General features: G+C 65.8%; 28 protein-coding genes. All 28 read left to right on the top strand.

Translation table 11 applies throughout. From position 1 onward, the window contains the following. Positions 1-97 precede the first annotated feature (97 nt). Positions 98-2,272 carry an elongation factor G gene (gene fusA, locus PPSIR1_RS27245; protein ID WP_006974422.1) on the top strand — a complete coding sequence of 725 codons (2,175 nt, stop codon included), beginning with the start codon at positions 98-100 and terminating at the stop codon, positions 2,270-2,272. A gap of 49 nt (positions 2,273-2,321) precedes the next feature. Beyond that, the gene (gene tuf, locus PPSIR1_RS27240) at positions 2,322-3,527 is read left to right on the top strand and encodes an elongation factor Tu (RefSeq protein ID WP_006974421.1); all 1,206 of its coding nucleotides are present in this window, start codon (positions 2,322-2,324) and stop codon (positions 3,525-3,527) included. Between the two features lie 35 nt (positions 3,528-3,562). Then, positions 3,563-3,868 (top strand): 30S ribosomal protein S10, encoded by a 306-nt coding sequence (gene rpsJ, locus PPSIR1_RS27235; RefSeq protein WP_006974420.1) that lies wholly within the window; start codon positions 3,563-3,565, stop codon positions 3,866-3,868. Positions 3,869-3,875: 7 nt separating this feature from the next. Beyond that, the gene (gene rplD / locus PPSIR1_RS27230) at positions 3,876-4,532 is read left to right on the top strand and encodes a 50S ribosomal protein L4 (RefSeq protein ID WP_006974419.1); all 657 of its coding nucleotides are present in this window, start codon (positions 3,876-3,878) and stop codon (positions 4,530-4,532) included. Then, the gene (rplW, locus tag PPSIR1_RS27225; protein ID WP_006974418.1) at positions 4,529-4,816 is read left to right on the top strand and encodes a 50S ribosomal protein L23; all 288 of its coding nucleotides are present in this window, start codon (positions 4,529-4,531) and stop codon (positions 4,814-4,816) included. Before rplD ends, rplW begins: the two co-directional genes overlap by 4 nt. Before the next feature lie 3 nt (positions 4,817-4,819). Then, positions 4,820-5,644 carry a 50S ribosomal protein L2 gene (gene rplB / locus PPSIR1_RS27220; protein WP_006974417.1) on the top strand — a complete coding sequence of 275 codons (825 nt, stop codon included), beginning with the start codon at positions 4,820-4,822 and terminating at the stop codon, positions 5,642-5,644. After that, positions 5,644-5,919, top strand: a complete 276-nt coding sequence (gene rpsS / locus PPSIR1_RS27215) for a 30S ribosomal protein S19 (RefSeq protein WP_006974416.1) — start codon at positions 5,644-5,646, stop codon at positions 5,917-5,919. Before rplB ends, rpsS begins: the two co-directional genes overlap by 1 nt. A 2-nt stretch (positions 5,920-5,921) precedes the next feature. Beyond that, positions 5,922-6,263, top strand: a complete 342-nt coding sequence (gene rplV / locus PPSIR1_RS27210) for a 50S ribosomal protein L22 (protein ID WP_006974415.1) — start codon at positions 5,922-5,924, stop codon at positions 6,261-6,263. A 25-nt stretch (positions 6,264-6,288) separates the two neighbouring features. Continuing rightward, a complete protein-coding gene (gene rpsC, locus PPSIR1_RS27205; protein WP_006974414.1) occupies positions 6,289-6,966 on the top strand; it encodes a 30S ribosomal protein S3 in 678 nt (225 codons plus the stop codon). Between the two features lie 15 nt (positions 6,967-6,981). Further along, the gene (gene rplP / locus PPSIR1_RS27200; RefSeq protein WP_006974413.1) at positions 6,982-7,398 is read left to right on the top strand and encodes a 50S ribosomal protein L16; all 417 of its coding nucleotides are present in this window, start codon (positions 6,982-6,984) and stop codon (positions 7,396-7,398) included. A 14-nt stretch (positions 7,399-7,412) separates the two neighbouring features. After that, on the top strand, positions 7,413-7,616 hold the full coding sequence (rpmC, locus tag PPSIR1_RS27195; RefSeq protein ID WP_006974412.1) for a 50S ribosomal protein L29: 204 nt from the start codon (positions 7,413-7,415) through the stop codon (positions 7,614-7,616). 4 nt (positions 7,617-7,620) lie between these two features. Then, positions 7,621-7,890 (top strand): 30S ribosomal protein S17, encoded by a 270-nt coding sequence (gene rpsQ / locus PPSIR1_RS27190; protein ID WP_006974411.1) that lies wholly within the window; start codon positions 7,621-7,623, stop codon positions 7,888-7,890. Position 7,891: 1 nt separating this feature from the next. Next, positions 7,892-8,260: a 50S ribosomal protein L14 gene (rplN, locus tag PPSIR1_RS27185; RefSeq protein WP_006974410.1), complete on the top strand. Its 369-nt coding sequence runs from the start codon at positions 7,892-7,894 to the stop codon at positions 8,258-8,260. Continuing rightward, on the top strand, positions 8,260-8,577 hold the full coding sequence (gene rplX, locus PPSIR1_RS27180) for a 50S ribosomal protein L24 (protein ID WP_006974409.1): 318 nt from the start codon (positions 8,260-8,262) through the stop codon (positions 8,575-8,577). The genes rplN and rplX overlap by 1 nt, the downstream gene beginning before the upstream one ends. 109 nt (positions 8,578-8,686) lie before the next feature. Then, the gene (gene rplE, locus PPSIR1_RS27175; protein ID WP_045116849.1) at positions 8,687-9,226 is read left to right on the top strand and encodes a 50S ribosomal protein L5; all 540 of its coding nucleotides are present in this window, start codon (positions 8,687-8,689) and stop codon (positions 9,224-9,226) included. A 14-nt stretch (positions 9,227-9,240) separates the two neighbouring features. Beyond that, positions 9,241-9,636: a 30S ribosomal protein S8 gene (gene rpsH / locus PPSIR1_RS27170; protein WP_006974407.1), complete on the top strand. Its 396-nt coding sequence runs from the start codon at positions 9,241-9,243 to the stop codon at positions 9,634-9,636. Between the two features lie 27 nt (positions 9,637-9,663). After that, positions 9,664-10,206, top strand: coding sequence for a 50S ribosomal protein L6 (gene rplF, locus PPSIR1_RS27165; protein ID WP_006974406.1), 543 nt, complete (start codon positions 9,664-9,666; stop codon positions 10,204-10,206). Between the two features lie 66 nt (positions 10,207-10,272). Continuing rightward, on the top strand, positions 10,273-10,641 hold the full coding sequence (gene rplR, locus PPSIR1_RS27160) for a 50S ribosomal protein L18 (protein WP_006974405.1): 369 nt from the start codon (positions 10,273-10,275) through the stop codon (positions 10,639-10,641). Positions 10,642-10,651: 10 nt separating this feature from the next. Beyond that, entirely contained in the window at positions 10,652-11,152 is a 501-nt protein-coding gene (gene rpsE / locus PPSIR1_RS27155) for a 30S ribosomal protein S5 (RefSeq protein ID WP_006974404.1), read from the top strand. Between the two features lies 1 nt (position 11,153). Further along, positions 11,154-11,348 carry a 50S ribosomal protein L30 gene (gene rpmD / locus PPSIR1_RS27150; protein ID WP_006974403.1) on the top strand — a complete coding sequence of 65 codons (195 nt, stop codon included), beginning with the start codon at positions 11,154-11,156 and terminating at the stop codon, positions 11,346-11,348. Between the two features lie 13 nt (positions 11,349-11,361). After that, complete coding sequence (gene rplO / locus PPSIR1_RS27145) at positions 11,362-11,865, top strand: 50S ribosomal protein L15 (protein ID WP_006974402.1); 504 nt, start codon at positions 11,362-11,364, stop codon at positions 11,863-11,865. A 179-nt stretch (positions 11,866-12,044) separates the two neighbouring features. Then, the gene (gene secY / locus PPSIR1_RS27140; protein ID WP_006974401.1) at positions 12,045-13,361 is read left to right on the top strand and encodes a preprotein translocase subunit SecY; all 1,317 of its coding nucleotides are present in this window, start codon (positions 12,045-12,047) and stop codon (positions 13,359-13,361) included. A gap of 273 nt (positions 13,362-13,634) precedes the next feature. Beyond that, entirely contained in the window at positions 13,635-13,847 is a 213-nt protein-coding gene (locus PPSIR1_RS27135; protein ID WP_045116841.1) for a hypothetical protein, read from the top strand. Positions 13,848-13,855: 8 nt separating this feature from the next. Then, positions 13,856-13,969 (top strand): 50S ribosomal protein L36, encoded by a 114-nt coding sequence (gene rpmJ, locus PPSIR1_RS46585; protein WP_086001737.1) that lies wholly within the window; start codon positions 13,856-13,858, stop codon positions 13,967-13,969. Further along, positions 13,970-14,341 (top strand): 30S ribosomal protein S13, encoded by a 372-nt coding sequence (rpsM, locus tag PPSIR1_RS27130; RefSeq protein WP_006974399.1) that lies wholly within the window; start codon positions 13,970-13,972, stop codon positions 14,339-14,341. A gap of 8 nt (positions 14,342-14,349) precedes the next feature. Then, on the top strand, positions 14,350-14,733 hold the full coding sequence (gene rpsK / locus PPSIR1_RS27125; RefSeq protein ID WP_045116840.1) for a 30S ribosomal protein S11: 384 nt from the start codon (positions 14,350-14,352) through the stop codon (positions 14,731-14,733). 3 nt (positions 14,734-14,736) lie between these two features. Next, on the top strand, positions 14,737-15,366 hold the full coding sequence (gene rpsD / locus PPSIR1_RS27120) for a 30S ribosomal protein S4 (RefSeq protein WP_045116839.1): 630 nt from the start codon (positions 14,737-14,739) through the stop codon (positions 15,364-15,366). Positions 15,367-15,382: 16 nt separating this feature from the next. Further along, positions 15,383-16,396 carry a DNA-directed RNA polymerase subunit alpha gene (locus tag PPSIR1_RS27115; RefSeq protein WP_006974396.1) on the top strand — a complete coding sequence of 338 codons (1,014 nt, stop codon included), beginning with the start codon at positions 15,383-15,385 and terminating at the stop codon, positions 16,394-16,396.

Genomic DNA, 16,396 nt, shown 5'->3' with positions numbered 1-16,396 from the left:
CTCCCCCTTGGAGACGGATGGCAGCCCCCGCGGCCCTAGCTCAGTTTCCGACTTCGATCCCGCCCTTTCTCTCCCCCCGCCTTTCCCGCACCTCGTCATGAGCGCCAAGTACGACGTCGAGCTCGGCATGATCCGGAACATCGGGATCATGGCCCACATCGATGCGGGCAAGACCACGACGACCGAGCGCGTGCTGTTCTACACGGGCAGCTCGCACTACATCGGCGAGGTCCACGACGGAGCCGCGCACACGGACTTCGACGAGGAGGAGCAAAAGCGGGGCATCACGATCTACTCGGTCGCCACGACCTGCTTTTGGAAGCCCGGCGACCCCGAGGCCCACACCGCCGAGGACGGTGCGCACCGCATCAACCTCATCGACACCCCCGGGCACGTCGACTTCACCGTCGAGGTCGAGCGATCGCTGCGCGTGCTCGACGGGGCCATCGCGGTGTTCGACGCCGTCGCCGGCGTCGAGGCCCAGTCCGAGACGGTCTGGCGCCAGGCCGACCGCTACTCCGTCCCGCGCATCTGCTTCGTCAACAAGCTCGACCGCGTCGGCGCGACCCTCGATCGCACCGTCTCGATGATGCGCGAGCGCCTGGACGCCCACCCCATCGTGATCGCGCTCCCCGTTGGCCTCGAAGGTGACTTCGAGGCCATCGTCGATCTGGTCACCATGGAGCTGCTGACCTGGCCCAAGGCCGAGGACGACAAGGACAAGGGCCGGACCTTCACGCGCGCCTCGCTGCCCGAGGAGCACCCGATCTTCGAGGACGCCACCTTGGCCCGCGAGGCCATGATCGAGGCCCTCGCGGACGTCGACGACGAGATCATGGAGGTCTTCCTCGGCGAGGCGACCGACTCGCTGAGCGTCGAGGACATCCGCGCTGGGCTGCGCCGAGCGACCTTGAGCCTCAAGGGCTTCCCGGTCCTGTGCGGCTCGGCGCTCAAGAACCGCGGCGTGCAGCTGCTGCTCGACGCGGTCATCCACTACCTGCCCTCGCCCCTCGACATGCCCCCCGTCGAGGCCGAGATCACCGCGGGCCGCGGCCAGGGCGACCGGGTCATCCGCGAGGCCGACCCCGACGGGCCCCTGCTCGCGCTGGCCTTCAAGCTCGTCCAGGACTCGCACCGCGGCGCCGTCGTGCTGTTCCGGGTCTACTCGGGCACGCTCAGGGCCAAAGACCAGGTCCTCAACGTCACCCGCGACCGCAAAGAGCGCGTCAACAAGCTCTTGCTCGTGCTCGCCTCGAAGACCGAGGAGATCGACGCCGTGGGCCCGGGCAACATCGCCGCCGCCGTCGGCCTGCGCTTTTCGACCACGGGTGACACGCTGATCCTCTCGAAGGACAAGCAGCGCGTGGTCCTCCCGGGCATGAGCATCCCGGACCCGGTCATCTTCCGCTCCGTCGAGGCGCGCAGCGCCGCGGACCAGCGGGACCTCGACCAGGCCCTCGAGCGGATCCAGAAGGAAGATCCGAGCTTCACGGTCTACGAGGACAAGGACTCGGGCCAGACGCTGATGGCGGGGCAGGGCGAGCTCCACCTCGAGGTCATCGTCAACAAGCTGCTGCGCGATTACCGGGTCGAGGCTCGGGTCGGCAAGCCGCAGGTCGCGTACCGCGAGAGCAGCCGCGCGCCTGCGCGCACGGACTTCGAGTACGCCCGCGAGGTCGGCGGTAAGCGCCAGTACGCCAAGGTCAGCGTCGAGATCGCCCCCCGCGAGCGCGGCGAGGGCAACCTCGTCGAGTCCGGGCTGCCGGAGACCGACGAATACATCAAGTTCCCCAAGGAGTTCGTGGCCGCCGCCGTCGAGGGTATCTCTGACGCGCTCACCCGCGGGCCGATCTTGGGCTACCCGGTGCTCGACGTCGCTGTGCGTTTGGTCGCTGCCGAGTACATCGAGGGCGACTCCAGCGTGGCCAGCTTCCGGGCTGCGGCGACCATGGCGACCAATAAGCTGGTCGTCGAGGGCGGCGCACAGCTGCTCGAGCCGGTCATGGACGTCGAAGTGGTCGGTCCCGACGAGTTCGTCGGCAACGTCCATTCAGATCTGAACACTCGCCGAGGTCGCGTTCTGGGCATGAACCCCCGTGGGAATGCCCAGGTCGTCGAGGCCCGCGTGCCCTTGGCAGAGATGGTTGGCTATGCTACTGCGCTTCGCTCCGTGACCCAGGGGCGGGCGAGCCACACGATGCAGTTCGCCGCCTACTCGGAGGTTCCGAGCAGCCTCCAGGAAGACATCGTCAAGAAGGTCCGCGGTTACTGACCGGACCCCAAGTTCTCACTCGCCTCATCAGGCACCAGGAAAGTTCGTCATGTCGAAGGAAAAGTTTGTCCGCGAAAAGCCCCACGTGAACATCGGGACGATCGGTCACGTGGACCACGGCAAGACCACGTTGACCGCGGCCATCACCAAGGTCCTGGGTGACCGCGGTTGGGCCGAGAAGGTCGACTTCGAGAACATCGACAAGGCTCCGGAGGAGCGCGAGCGCGGCATCACCATCTCGACCGCGCACGTCGAGTACAACTCGGAGATCCGCCACTACGCGCACGTCGACTGCCCCGGGCACGCCGACTACATCAAGAACATGATCACGGGCGCGGCGCAGATGGACGGCGCGATCCTGGTCGTGTCGGCGCCCGACGGCCCGATGCCGCAGACGCGCGAGCACATCCTGCTGGGCCGCCAGGTCGGGATCCCGGCGCTGGTCATCTTCCTGAACAAGGTGGACCAGCTGGACGACGAGGACGAGGAGATGCTCGAGCTGGTCGAGGCCGAGGTCGAGGAGCTGCTCGAGAAGTACGAGTACAACAAGGACGGGGTGAGCTCGCCGATCGTCCGGGGCTCGGCGCTCAAGGCCCTGCAGGCGCCGAGCTGGGAGCACGAGGACGCGAAGTGCATCTTCGAGCTGATCACGGCTTGCGACACGCACATCCCGGAGCCGCAGCGCGAGCTGGACAAGGACTTCCTGATGCCGATCGAGGACGTGTTCACGATCTCGGGTCGGGGCACGGTGGTCACGGGCCGGATCGAGCGCGGCAAGCTGCACGTCGGCGACGAGATCGCGATCGTGGGTCTGCGCGAGACGCAAAAGACCACGTGCACGGGCGTGGAGATGTTCCGGAAGCTGCTCGACGAGGGCTTCGCGGGCGACAACGTCGGCTGCCTGCTTCGTGGCGTGAAGCGCGACGAGGTGGAGCGCGGCCAGGTGCTGTGCAAGCCGGGTTCGATCAACCCGCACACGACCTTCAAGGCGGAGGTGTACATCCTTCGCAAGGACGAGGGCGGACGTCACACGCCGTTCTTCAAGGGCTACAAGCCGCAGTTCTACTTCCGTACGACGGACGTGACTGGTTCGGTGACCCTGGAAGAGGGCACGGAGATGGTGATGCCGGGCGACAACGTGACGTTCACGGTCGAGCTCGGGAAGACCATCGCGTGCGAGCAGGGGTCGAAGTTCGCCATCCGCGAGGGTGGTCGTACGGTCGGCGCCGGCATCGTCACCGCCATCATCGAATAATCACTGAGGCCCCTAGCCCAAGGTAAGGAAACACCGTGGCCAACAAGCTTCGCATCACCCTGAAGGCCTACGACCACAAGCTGCTCGAGCAGTCGGCGACGGAGATCTCCGAGACCGCGCGCCGGGCCGGGGCCCAGGTGGTGGGACCGATCCCACTGCCGACCAAAATCAACAAGTACACGGTCCTCCGTGGACCTTTCATCGACAAGAAGTCGCGCGAGCAGTTCGAGATCCGCACGCACAAGCGTCTCCTCGACATCATCGAGCCCAACCAGCAGACCCTGGACGCGCTCATGAAGCTCGACCTTTCGGCCGGCGTCGACGTCGAAATCAAGACCTGAGGTAAGCATGGCCAAGCTCAACGTCAAAGACCTAGAGGGCAACGACGTCGCGGAGATCGAGGTCTCCGACGAGGTGTTCGCCGCGGAGGTCAAGGAGCACCTCCTGTGGGAGGTCGTTCGCTGGCAGCGGGCCAAGAAGCGCGCTGGCACGGCGAAGACCAAGGAGCGCAGCGAGGTCCACGGGACCCGCTCGAAGATGTACCGCCAAAAGGGCACCGGTAACGCCCGACACGGCTCGCGCCGCGTCAACGTGTTCCGGGGCGGCGGCCAGGTCCACGGACCGCGCCCCCGCGACTACACCTTCTCGGTCAACAAGAAGGCTCGCGCCGGCGCCCTGCGCTCGGCCCTGAGCCTGCGCGCCTCCGAGGGCAACCTCGTCGTCATCCGCGACTTCGAGGTCCCCGACGCCAAGACCCGCAACCTCGCGGCGGCCCTGGGCAAGCTCAACGCGCCCAAGTCCCTGCTCGTCGACGGCGGCGACAACATGTCGCTGGCTCGCAGCGCTCGCAACCTGCCGACGGCGCAGCACATCGTCCCCGAGGGCGTCAACGTCTACGACATCCTGCGCTTCCCCAAGCTGCTGATCTCCGAGAGCTCGCTGCGCGCGCTCGAGGCCCGGCTGCTCGGGACGCCGGCCGAGCCCGCGAAGGAAGGTGCCGCGTGACCCCGCAAGAGATCATCATCCGCCCGATCCTGAGCGAGAAGAGCACCCAGCTCGAGGCGATCAACAACCAGTACACCTTCGAGGTGCACCGCCAGGCCAACAAAATCGAGATCCGCAAGGCGGTCGAGATGGTCTTCGGCGTCCGCGTCGAGAAGGTCCGGACCATGGTCATGCGCGGCGACCTGCGCCGCGTCGGTCGCTTCTACGGCAAGACCCGCCAGTGGAAGAAGGCCGTGGTCACCCTCCACCCCGGCGACTCCATCGAGCTCTACGGAGAGGACTGAGCCATGGGCATCAAGAAGTACAAGCCGACCTCCCCGGGCCGTCGCAACATGACGTCGACGGACCGCGCCCAGGTCACCGCCAAGAAGCCGTTCAAGAAGCTCGTCTCGATCAACCACCGCAAGGCGGGTCGGAACAACTACGGTCGCATCACCTCGCGCTTCCGCGGCGGTGGTCACAAGCGCCTGTACCGGCAGATCGACTTCAAGCGCGACAACTACGGCGTGCCCGGCAAGGTTGCGACCATCGAGTACGACCCCAACCGGACCACCTACATCGCGCTGATCCACTACGCCGACGGCGACAAGCGCTACATCCTCGCGCCCGAGGGGCTGACCGTGGGCGACACGATCATCAGCTCGGCCAAGGCCGACATCAAGCCCGGCAACAGCATGCCGCTGTCGGCCATCCCGGTCGGCACGATCATCCACAACATCGAGATCAAGATCGGTCGCGGCGGTCAGTTCGTCCGCTCCGCTGGTGTCGGTGCCCGGCTGATGGCCCGCGAGGGCAACTGGACCCAGATTCGTCTGCCCTCCGGCGAGGTCCGCCGCGTGCACGTCAAGTGCCGCGCGACCATCGGCACGCTCAGCAACGGCGAGCAGGCCAACGTCAACATCGGCAAGGCCGGCCGCACGCGCTGGCTCGGCCGTCGCCCGCACCAGCGCGGCGTCGTCATGAACCCGGTCGACCACCCCATGGGTGGTGGTGAGGGCCGGACCTCGGGCGGCCGCAACCCGACCACTCCTTGGGGCAAGCCCACCAAGGGCTACCGCACCCGTCACAACAAGCGAACTGACGTGTTCATCGTCTCGCGGAGGAAGAAGTAATGCCGCGTTCCATTCGCAAGGGGCCGTTCGTCGACCAGAGCCTCTACAACAAGATCACCACCGCCATCGAGGCCGGTGGCCACAAGCCCATCAAGACCTGGTCGCGCCGCTCGACCATCCTCCCGGAGTTCGTCGGCGCCAACGTCATGGTCCACAACGGCAACAAGTTCATCCCCGTCTACGTGACGGAGAACATGGTTGGCCACAAGTTCGGCGAGTTCGCGCCCACGCGGACCTTCAAGGGCCACGCGGCCGACAAGAAGAGCAAGCGTTAGTCATGGCCGTCGCACGACTCAGGAACCTCCGAATCGCGCCTCGCAAGGCTCGCATCATCGCCGACCTCGTGCGCGGCAAGGACGTGAGCTCCGCGATCAACAGCCTGCGCTTCATGAACAAGTCGGGCTCGCGCGAGTTCTTCAAGCTCATCGTGTCGGCCGTCGCCAACGCGGAAGACCAGGGCAACGCCGACGTCGACAACCTGGTCATCACCCGGGTGACCGTCGACCAGGGCCCGACCCTCAAGCGCTGGCGCCCCCGGGCCCAGGGCCGCGGCACTCGCATCCAGAAGAAGACCAGCCACGTCACCCTCGAGGTCCAGCCGGCGCAAGCCGAGGCCTGAGCCCTCCTCAAGAACGGACAGGAATATGGGCCAAAAGACTCATCCCATCGGCTTCCGCCTCGGCATCGTCAAGACCTGGAACTCGCGCTGGTTCGAAGAGGGCCGCTACAAGCAGTGGCTCCACGAGGACCTGCAGCTGCGCGGCTTCCTCAAGCGCAAGCTGATCTCCGCCAGCATCTCCGAGATCACCATCGAGCGCGCCGCCAACAAGGTGAAGATCAACATCTTCTCCGCGCGCCCGGGCATCATCATCGGAAAGCGCGGCGCCGAGGTCGAGAAGATCCGCCGCGAGGTCCAGAAGATGACCGACTCCAAGGTCTTCCTGAACATCCAGGAGGTCCGCAAGGCCGAGGTCAACGCCCAGCTCGTCGCCGAGAACATCGGCCAGCAGCTCGAGCGCCGCATCGCCTTCCGCCGCGCCCTCAAGCGCGCCGTGCAGACCGCGATGAAGTTCGGGGCCAAGGGCATCCGCGTCAACGCGGCCGGCCGCCTCGGCGGCGCTGAGATGGGTCGCCGCGAGTGGTACCTGCAGGGCCGCGTGCCCCTGCACACCCTCCGCGCCGACATCGACTACGGCTTCCACGAGGCCCGCACCCCCGCCGGTCGCATCGGCATCAAGTGCTGGATCTTCAAGGGCGAGGTCTACGGCTCGATGAGCGGCGTCGATCCCCGCTTCCCCCGCCCTGCGAACAAGCGCAGCTAGAAAGGACCATCGACCATGCTTTCGCCCAATCGCGTCAAGTATCGGAAGATCCACAAGGGTCGCATGAGGGGCACCGCCAAGGGCGGTACCGAGGTCTCCTACGGCGACTTCGGCCTTCAAGCCCTCGAGTGCGGCTGGCTGACCTCGCGCCAGATCGAGGCCGCTCGTATCGCCATCAACCGCCGAGTCAAGCGCGGCGGCAAGCTCTACATCCGGGTGTTCCCGGACAAGCCCATCTCCAAGAAGCCCGCCGAGACCCGCATGGGTAAGGGTAAGAGCGGCCCCGAGTACTGGGTCGCCGTCGTCCGCCCTGGCCGGATGCTCTACGAGATCGAGGGCATCGACGAGGAGCTCGCCCGCAAGGCCTTCCTGCTCGCCCACCACAAGCTCCCGATCAAGACCCGCTTCGTCAAGCGCGAGCGCGTGGTCTGAGGAGGTATCGAACGATGAAGCCCTCCGAACTCCGTGACAAAGACGACGCCGAGCTGGTCGAGCTCGAGACCTCGCTGCGCGATCAGCTGGTCCGACTCCGCATCGGCAAGGCCACCAGCAAGGCCGTGAACACGGCCGACTTCCGGCGCATCCGGCGTGACATCGCCCGGATCAAGACCATCCAGACCCAGCGCGCGAGCGCGGGCGCCAAGGACTGAAGGCATGAGCGACACCAACAGCAAGTCACAGCGCCGGACCCTGAGCGGCGAGGTGGTCTCGGACAAGATGGAGAAGACCATCGTCGTCCAGGTGATCCGCCGCTACCGCCACCCGCGCTACAAGAAGTACGTCCAGGAGCGCATCCGCTACAAGGCGCACGACGAGAACAACGAGGCGCGCACGGGTGACACCGTCCGCATCATCGAGGCTCGTCCCCGCTCGAAGGACAAGCGCTGGGCCCTCCAGGCCGTGCTCGAGAGGAGCGTGGGCTGACATGATCCAGGTCGAATCGGTTCTCGACGTCGCCGACAACTCCGGCGCTCGCAAGCTCCGCTGCATCAAGGTGCTCGGCGGCTCCAAGCGTCGCTACGCCAGCATCGGTGACGTCATCGTGGTCTCGGTCCGTGAGTCCCTGCCCAACTCCAAGATCAAGAAGGGGCAGGTCATGAAGGCCGTGATCGTGCGGACCAAGCAAGGCGTTCGCCGTCACGACGGCAGCCTGATCCGCTTTGACACCAACAGCGCCGTGCTGATCAACAACGATCGTCAGCCCATCGGCACGCGCATCTTCGGGCCGGTCGCGCGCGAGCTTCGCTGGAAGCGTTTCCTGCGGATCGTCAGCCTGGCCCCGGAGGTCCTGTAATGCAGAAGATTCGCAAGGGCGACTCCGTCGTCGTCATCACCGGCAAGGACAAGGGCAAGAGCGGCGAAGTGCTGCGCGTGCTCCCGTCCGACAACCGGGTCCTCGTGCAGGGGGTCAACGTGATCACCAAGCACGTCAAGCCCACCCGCCAAAACCAGCGTGGCGGCCTCGAGAAGCGCGAGGCTCCGATCCACATCTCCAACGTCATGATCGCCGATCCCCGTGACGGGGAGCCGACCCGGGTCCAGATCAAGACCCTCGAGGGTGGCCAGAAGGTGCGCGTGGCCGTTCGCTCCGGCGAACAGATCGACAGCTGAGGTTTGAACCATGGCCAAGGCAGCAGCTACCCAGAAGAAGAAGCCCGAAGCGGGCTACGCCTTCAAGTTCCCGAAAGTCCGCAACGAGCCCGTCGATCGCGGCGACTTCGTGCCGCACACCCGCACGCTCTACCGTGAGAAGGTGATCCCGGCGCTGAAGGAGGAGTTCGGCTACAAGAACCCGAACACCATCCCGACCGTCGAGAAGGTCGTGCTCAACATCGGCCTCGGCGAGGCCATCAAGCAGCCCAAGCTGCTCGAGCAGTCCTTCGAGTGCCTCGGCAACATCACCGGCCAGCGCCCCGTCGTGACCCGAGCCAAGAAGTCCATCGCCGGCTTCAAGCTGCGCGAGGGCATGAAGATCGGGGCCATGGTCACCCTGCGTCGCACCGCGATGTGGGACTTCCTCGACCGTCTCTTGATGGTCGCCCTGCCCCGTACCCGCGACTTCCGTGGCGTCAGCCGCAAGGCCTTCGACGGGCGCGGGAACTACACCCTCGGGATCAAGGAGATCTTGATCTTCCCCGAGGTCGACATCGAAAAGTTGAACGCCGTCCCCGGCATGAACGTCTGCATCCACACCTCGGCCAAGACCGACGACGAGGCGCGAGCACTGCTCAAGCACCTCGGGATGCCCTTCCGTCAATAAGGAGCGCGAGCACCATGTCCATGACCGATCCCATCGCCGACATGCTGACCCGCATCCGGAATGGTCTGCGTGCAGGCCACCGTGCCGTCACCATCCCCGGCTCCAAGGCCAAGCGCCGCATCGCCGAGATCCTCCAGCAAGAGGGCTACATCGAGGGCTTCGAGTGGTCCGAGGATGGCCGCCAGGGCCAGCTCGAGCTCCAGCTTCGCTGGGTGGGCGATCAGCCCGCCATCGAGGGCATCTCCCGCGAGAGCCGCCCTGGCCAGCGTCGCTACGCCCGTAGCAAGGAAATCCCGCAGGTCCGCAACGGCCTCGGCATCATGGTCATCAGCACCTCTCGGGGGATGATGACCGACCGCGCGGCTCGCAAGGCCGGCATTGGTGGCGAGCTGATCTGCAGCGTCTGGTAGCCACCCGGCAGCCCAAGGAGTTTCGCAATGTCCCGCATTGGCAACGCACCCATCGAGATCCCCAAGGGGCTCAAGGTCAAGACCGAGGGCCAGACCATCGCGGTCGAGGGGCCCAAGGGGAAGCTCAGCTTCGACGTCCCCGAGCCCATCACCTTTGGCATCGAGAACGAGGTCATCACCTTCAAGCGTCCCAACGACGAGCGCAACGTCCGTGCCCTGCACGGCATGGCGCGCGCCATGACCAACAACATGGTCGTGGGCTGCTCGGTGGGCTTCAAGAAGACCCTCGAGATCATCGGCGTCGGTTACCGCGCCATCGTCAAGGGCAAGAACGTCGACCTGACCCTGGGCTTCTCGCACCCGATCAGCTACCCGCTGCCCGAGGGCGTGACCGCCGAGGTCGACAAAGAGGGCAAGCTGCACCTGAGCTCCGCCGACAAGGCGCTGCTCGGGTCGGTCGCCGCCGACATCCGTCGTTACCGTCCGCCGGAGCCCTACAAGGGCAAGGGCGTCCGCTACGCTGGCGAGCACATCATCCGTAAGGAAGGTAAAGCTCGCGGCAAGAAGTAACTCGCACCCGCCGACCCGCTCCCAGCCTCTGGGGGCTCTGCGGCGGCGGTATCCGAGACGAGACACATGGCCAAGAAGAACAAGATTCAAGCGCGCCTGCGCCGGAAGAAGAGCATCCGCCGTCGGATCACCGGCTCCGCCGAGCGTCCGCGCATGTCGGTCTTCCGCAGCAACAAGCACATCTACGTGCAGGTCATCGATGACGACGCGGCGAAGTCGCTGCTCACCGTCTCCGACCTGGGCAAGGACCTCAACACCGAGCTCGAGGCCTGCGAGAGCAAGGTCGACCGCGCCAAGGTCGTGGGCCGCGCTGCGGCCAAGGCCTGCCTCGACAAGGGCATCACCAAGGTCGTGTTCGACCGCAACGGATACCTCTACCACGGGCGCGTGAGCGCCCTTGCCGACGCCGCCCGCGAGGCCGGCCTTCAGTTCTGAGAGAGCACCCATGATCGACGTCGAATCGCTCGGAGATCTCGTCGACCGCGTGGTCGACATCAACCGCGTTGCCAAGGTCGTCAAGGGCGGCCGTCGCTTTGCCTTCTCGGCCCTCGTGGTCGTCGGCAACGAGAACGGCTGGGTCGGCTACGGCTACGGCAAGGCCCGCGAGGTCCCGGAGGCCATCCGCAAGGCCAACGACATCGCGCGCAAGAACCTCTTCCAGGTCCCGCTCCAGGGCGCGACGATCCCCCACCGGATCGTCGGCCACTTCGGCGCCGGTGAGGTCCTGCTCGTCCCCGCCTCCCCCGGTACCGGGGTCATCGCTGGCGGCGCCGTGCGTGCCGTCGTCGAGTGCGCGGGCATCCACGATGTGCTGACCAAGTGCATCGGCAGCAACAACCCGCTCAACGTCATCCACGCCACGGTGACCGCGCTCAAGGGCCTTCGCAGCCCCGAGCAGGTCGCGCGCCGTCGCGGCATGACGGTGAGCCAGATGATGGAGGCCTGAGATGGCGCTCAAGCTCAAAGTCACCCTGGTCCGGAGCCCGATCGACCGGACCAAGAAGCAAAAGGACACGGTCCGCGGCCTCGGCCTTCGACGCATGAACCACTCCGTGGTGCTCGAGGACACGCCGTCGATTCGCGGGATGATCCGCAAGGTCCAGCACCTCGTCGCCGTCGAGCCGGCTGACGACGCCAGCTAGTCAGGAGTCTCAGATGGGTACCGAACTGCACAACCTCAAGCCCCCCGCCGGCGCGCGCAAGCGCAAGAAGCGGGTCGGTCGCGGACCGGGCTCCGGCAACGGCAAGACCTCCGGTCGCGGCATGAAGGGCCAGCGCGCCCGCAACACCGTCCGCCTGTCCTTCGAGGGCGGTCAGAACCCGATCCACCGTCGGGTTCCCAAGCGCGGCTTCACCAACATCTACCGCGTCGAGGTCCACGGCGTGAACGTCGGTCGCCTCGACCAGCTCCCCGAGGGCACCGAGGTCACCCCCGAGCTCCTGCACGACAAGGGGATGGTTCCCAAGAAGGCGACCATCATCAAGGTGCTCGGTGACGGTGAGCTGACCAAGAAGCTGACCATCAAGGTCCACCGCATCAGCGGCAGCGCCAAGAACAAGGTCGAGGCCGTCGGCGGCACCGTCGAGCTGATCTCGGCCAAGCCCGCCCAAGAGGGCGAGTCCGGCGAGTCGGGCGACGCTCCCGCCGCGAGCGAGTGAGCCGAGCTCTCTCCAGGAAAGCCCCAGCGCCCACCGGCCTGGGGCTTTTCGTGCAACTGAGCGCTGCATGCGCGCTCGCAACGGTGTAAATACGGGCGTCGCCCAGTCCCATCTCGCGTCGTCGCCCCTGTCAGAAAGGCGCGGCGGTCCGGCAAACTGAGCGCCATCGAGGAAGCCCCATGGGCGTCATCATCAACATTTTCAAGCTGCCTGAGCTCCGGCGCCGCGTCCTGTTCACGCTGGCGATGCTGGCTGTCTATCGCTTCGGAATCTTCGTCGCCGTCCCCGGCGTCGACCGGACCGTGATGGACAAGCTGGTCTCGCAGCAGACCGGCGGCTTCCTGGGCTACTTCAACATGTTCTCGGGCGGGGCGCTGTCCAACCTCTCGGTCTTCGCCCTCGGGATCATGCCCTACATCAGCGCCAGCATCATCATGCAGCTGATGACCGTCGTCATCCCGAAGCTCGAGCAGCTTCAAAAGGAAGGCGAGACGGGCCGGCGCAAGATCAACCAGTACAGCCGCTACGGCACCGTCGGCTTGGCGTTGGTCCAGGGCTACTTCATGGCCAGCTGGCTCGAGGGCCAGAACACGCCCGGGCAGACCCTGGTGCTCGAGACGGGCCTGCCCTTCAAGCTGATGACCATGCTGTCGCTGACGGCGGGCACCTGCTTCCTGATGTGGCTGGGCGAGCAGATCACCGAGCGCGGGATCGGCAACGGCATCTCGCTGATCATCTTCGCCGGCATCATCGCCGACATGCCCACGGCCAGCTATCAGCTGGCCCAAAAGGCCATCGACGACCCCGAGAACTTCGGCCCGCTGCCCCTGGCCATGCTCTTGGTCGTGGTCCTCGTGGTGATCGCCTTCGTGGTCATCATGGAGCGGGGCCAGCGGCGGATCCCGGTCATCTACGCCAAGCGCGTCGTCGGCAAGCGGATGTTCGGCGGGAGTCAGAACTATCTACCGCTGCGCATCAACAACGCCGGCGTCATCCCGCCCATCTTCGCCTCCTCGATCATCATGTTCCCCGCGCAGATCGCGGGCATGACCGGCAACCCCTACCTGCAGCGCTTCGCGGCCGCGTTCAGCTACGGCAACTGGCTCTACCTGACCGTCTACGTCGCCCTGTGCATCTTCTTTTGCTACTTCTACACGCAGATCCAGTTCAACCCCGTTGACCTGGCGGACAACCTGAAGAAGCAAAACGCGTCGATCCCGGGCGTGCGCCCCGGCAAGCGGACGGCCGAGCACATCGAGGCCATCCTCGGGCGCCTGACCTTCGCCGGCTCCTGGTACATCTCCGCGGTCTGCGTGCTCCCGGTCTTCCTCCAGACCGAGTTCAACGTGCCCTTCTACTACGGCGGCACCTCGCTGCTCATCGTCGTCGGTGTCGCCCTCGACACCGCCCAGCAGATCGAGAGCCACCTGGTCACCCGCAGCTACGAGGGCTTCGCGGGGCCCAAGGGTCCCCGGATCCGCGGCCGCAAGAACTAGGCTGCGCGGGCTCTCGAGGCCCAGGCACCGAAGGCTCCTCTGTCCGGCTGGGCAGACGGGGCCTTCGGCCGTTCAGTAGCCTTTCTCTCTGGCCAGTGAGCCTGTTCAGCGGGAGCGAACCAGGCGCCGCAACGGCTCGAAAAACCTGTGAAAAACCTCAACTGGGGAGGTTGGCATGGCCAGCTCAGCGGGTGGACACCCGGCACACCCGGTGGCATTGTCCACCGCCCCCGGTCCTCGGACCGGGCTTACTGCATTGCAGTCCTAGCTTCCATGACTCCTCCAGCCACCCTCGAGGCGACGGTCGTCGCTGAGTTGCCCCAGCAGCTGTTTCGCCTCGACTCCAACGAAGGTCAGCTCGTCGCTGGTCCCTCCGAGGAGTTCCGGCGCTTGGGAGTCTCCATTCGGACGGGGCAACGTGTGCTGGTCCGCCGGGCCAGCCTCGATCCGGGCCGCGGCGTCATCCTCGGACACGCGCGCGGCTGAGGTGAGAAATGAAAGTACGAGCAAGCGTCAAGAAGATCTGTGACAAGTGCAAGGTCGTGCGCCGACGAGGAGTCGTGCGTGTGATCTGCGAGAACCCCAAGCACAAGCAGAGGCAGGGCTAGATGGCACGCATCTCTGGAGTCGACCTCCCCCGCAACAAGCGTGTCGAGATCGCGCTGACCTACATCTACGGTGTGGGCCGCACGACCTCTCAAGAGATCCTCGTCAAGGCAGGCGTCGGCGGCTCGATCCGCACGGACGACCTCAACGAGGAGCAGCTGAGCGCCATCCGCCGGGTCATCGAGTCGGACTACAAGGTCGAGGGTGACCTCCGCCGCGAGGTCCAGACCAAGATCAAGCGCCTGATGGACCTCGGCTGCTACCGCGGCCTCCGTCATCGCCGCAGCCTCCCCGTCCGCGGCCAGCGGACGCACACCAACGCGCGCACCCGCAAGGGCCCCAAGCGGGGCCAGGTCGCCATGAAGAAGAAGTGAGCTGAGCGATGGCACAATCTCGCGGACGCAAGAAAGTCAGGAAGAACATCCCCACCGGGATCGTTCACATCCGTTCCACCTTCAACAACACCTTGGTGACGATCACCGACGTCAACGGCAACACGATCTCGTGGGCCTCGTCGGGCGTGCGTGGCTTCAAGGGCTCGCGCAAGTCGACGCCCTTCGCCGCCCAGCTCGCCGCCGACCAGGCCGCCCGCGCGGCGCAGGACCACGGCATGCAGAGCGTCTCGATCCGCGTGTCCGGTCCCGGCGCGGGTCGTGAGCAGGCGCTGCGGGCCATCCAGTCCGCCGGCCTGCGCGTCACGTCCATCAAGGACGTCACCCCCATCCCCCACAACGGTTGCCGCCCGCCCAAGCGGCGGAGGGTCTGATCCATGGCTCGTTACACTGGACCCGTGTGCCGGCTGTGCCGGCGCGAAGATCAGAAGCTGTTCCTCAAGGGCGACCGCTGCTTCTCCGAGAAGTGCGCCTACGACCGCCGCCAGTACCCCCCCGGCCAACACGGCCAGGGTCGGCGCCGCCGCCCGAGCGACTACGGCCACCAGCTGCGCGAGAAGCAGAAGGTCAAGCGCATGTACGGCCTGCTCGAGAAGCAGTTCCGCGGCTACTACTTCAAGGCTGCGCGCATGAAGGGCATCACGGGTGAGAACCTGCTGAGCCTGCTCGAGCGCCGCCTCGACAACGTCGCCGTGCGCTGCGGCTTCGCTGCCAGCCACGCCGAGGCCCGCCAGCTGGTCCGTCACGGCCACTTCACGATCAACGGCAAGAAGGTCAACATCCCGAGCTACCAGGTCCGCGAGGGCGAGGAGATCGTGGTGCGCGAGAAGAGCCGCAAGATCCAGAAGATCGTCGACGCGCTCGCCAAGCTGGACCGTTCGCCGTTGCCGACGTGGCTCGAGATCGACCGCGACAACTTCAAGGCCAAGATCAAGAACGTGCCGCAGCGTTCGGACATCAGCGCTGACATCGATGAGCAGCTGATCGTCGAGCTCTACAGCAAGTGATCCGAGGGGGACCCGCATGCAGGACTACAACACCATCGCCCGCAACTGGCGGGATCTGATCCGGCCCAAGAAGCTGGACGTCGACAACGACTCGCTGACGGACAGCTACGGCAAGTTCACCTGTGAGCCGCTCGAGCGTGGATACGGCATCACGATCGGCAACAGCTTGCGCCGCGTCTTGCTGTCCAGCCTGCAAGGCGCCGCGGTCACCACCGTGCGCATCGAGGGGGCGCTCCACGAGTTCACCTCGATCCCCGCCGTCGTCGAGGACGTCACCGACATCATCCTCAACATCAAGGCGCTGCGCCTGTCCATGGACGACGCCACGCCTCGGACCTTGCTGATCAGCAAGACCGGTGAGGGCCCGGTGACGGCCGCCGACATCCAGGCGCCCAGCGGCGTGCACGTGCTCGATCCCAGCCAGCACATCGCGACCCTGAGCAAGGGCGGTCGCCTCCAGATGGAGATGACCTGCGCCATGGGCCGCGGCTACGCCACCGCTGACCAGAACAAGACCGAGGGCATGCCGATCGGGGTCATCCCGATCGACTCGCTGTTCTCGCCGATTCGCAAGGTCAACTACCGCGTCACCAACGCGCGCGTCGGTCACCGCACCGACTACGACCGGCTGATTCTCCAGGTCTGGACCGATGGCTCGGTCAAGCCCGACGACGCCCTGGCCTACGCGGCCAAGATCGTCAAGGAGCAGCTGTCGATCTTCATCAATCACGAGGAGATCGAGGAGACCCAGGCTCCCAGCCAGAGCGAGCAGGACAAGCTCAACGATGTCCTGTGGCGCTCCGTCGACGAGCTCGAGCTCTCCGTTCGCTCGGCCAACTGCCTGCAGAACGCCAACATCCACTACATTGGCGACCTCGTGCAGCGCACCGAGGCTGAGATGCTCAAAACCAAGAACTTCGGGCGCAAGTCCCTCAAGGAGATCAAGGAAATCCTTGCTCAGATGGGGCTCTCGCTCGGCATGAAGATCGAAGGTTGGCAGGGTCCGCCCCCCAACCGTGAAGGGGAGTAA

The organism is Plesiocystis pacifica SIR-1 (assembly GCF_000170895.1).
GTDB classification, from domain to species: Bacteria; Myxococcota_A; Polyangia; order Nannocystales; family Nannocystaceae; genus Plesiocystis; species Plesiocystis pacifica.
The sequence above is the reverse complement of the archived record's forward strand: the minus strand, read 5'-3'. Positions and strand labels throughout refer to the sequence as shown.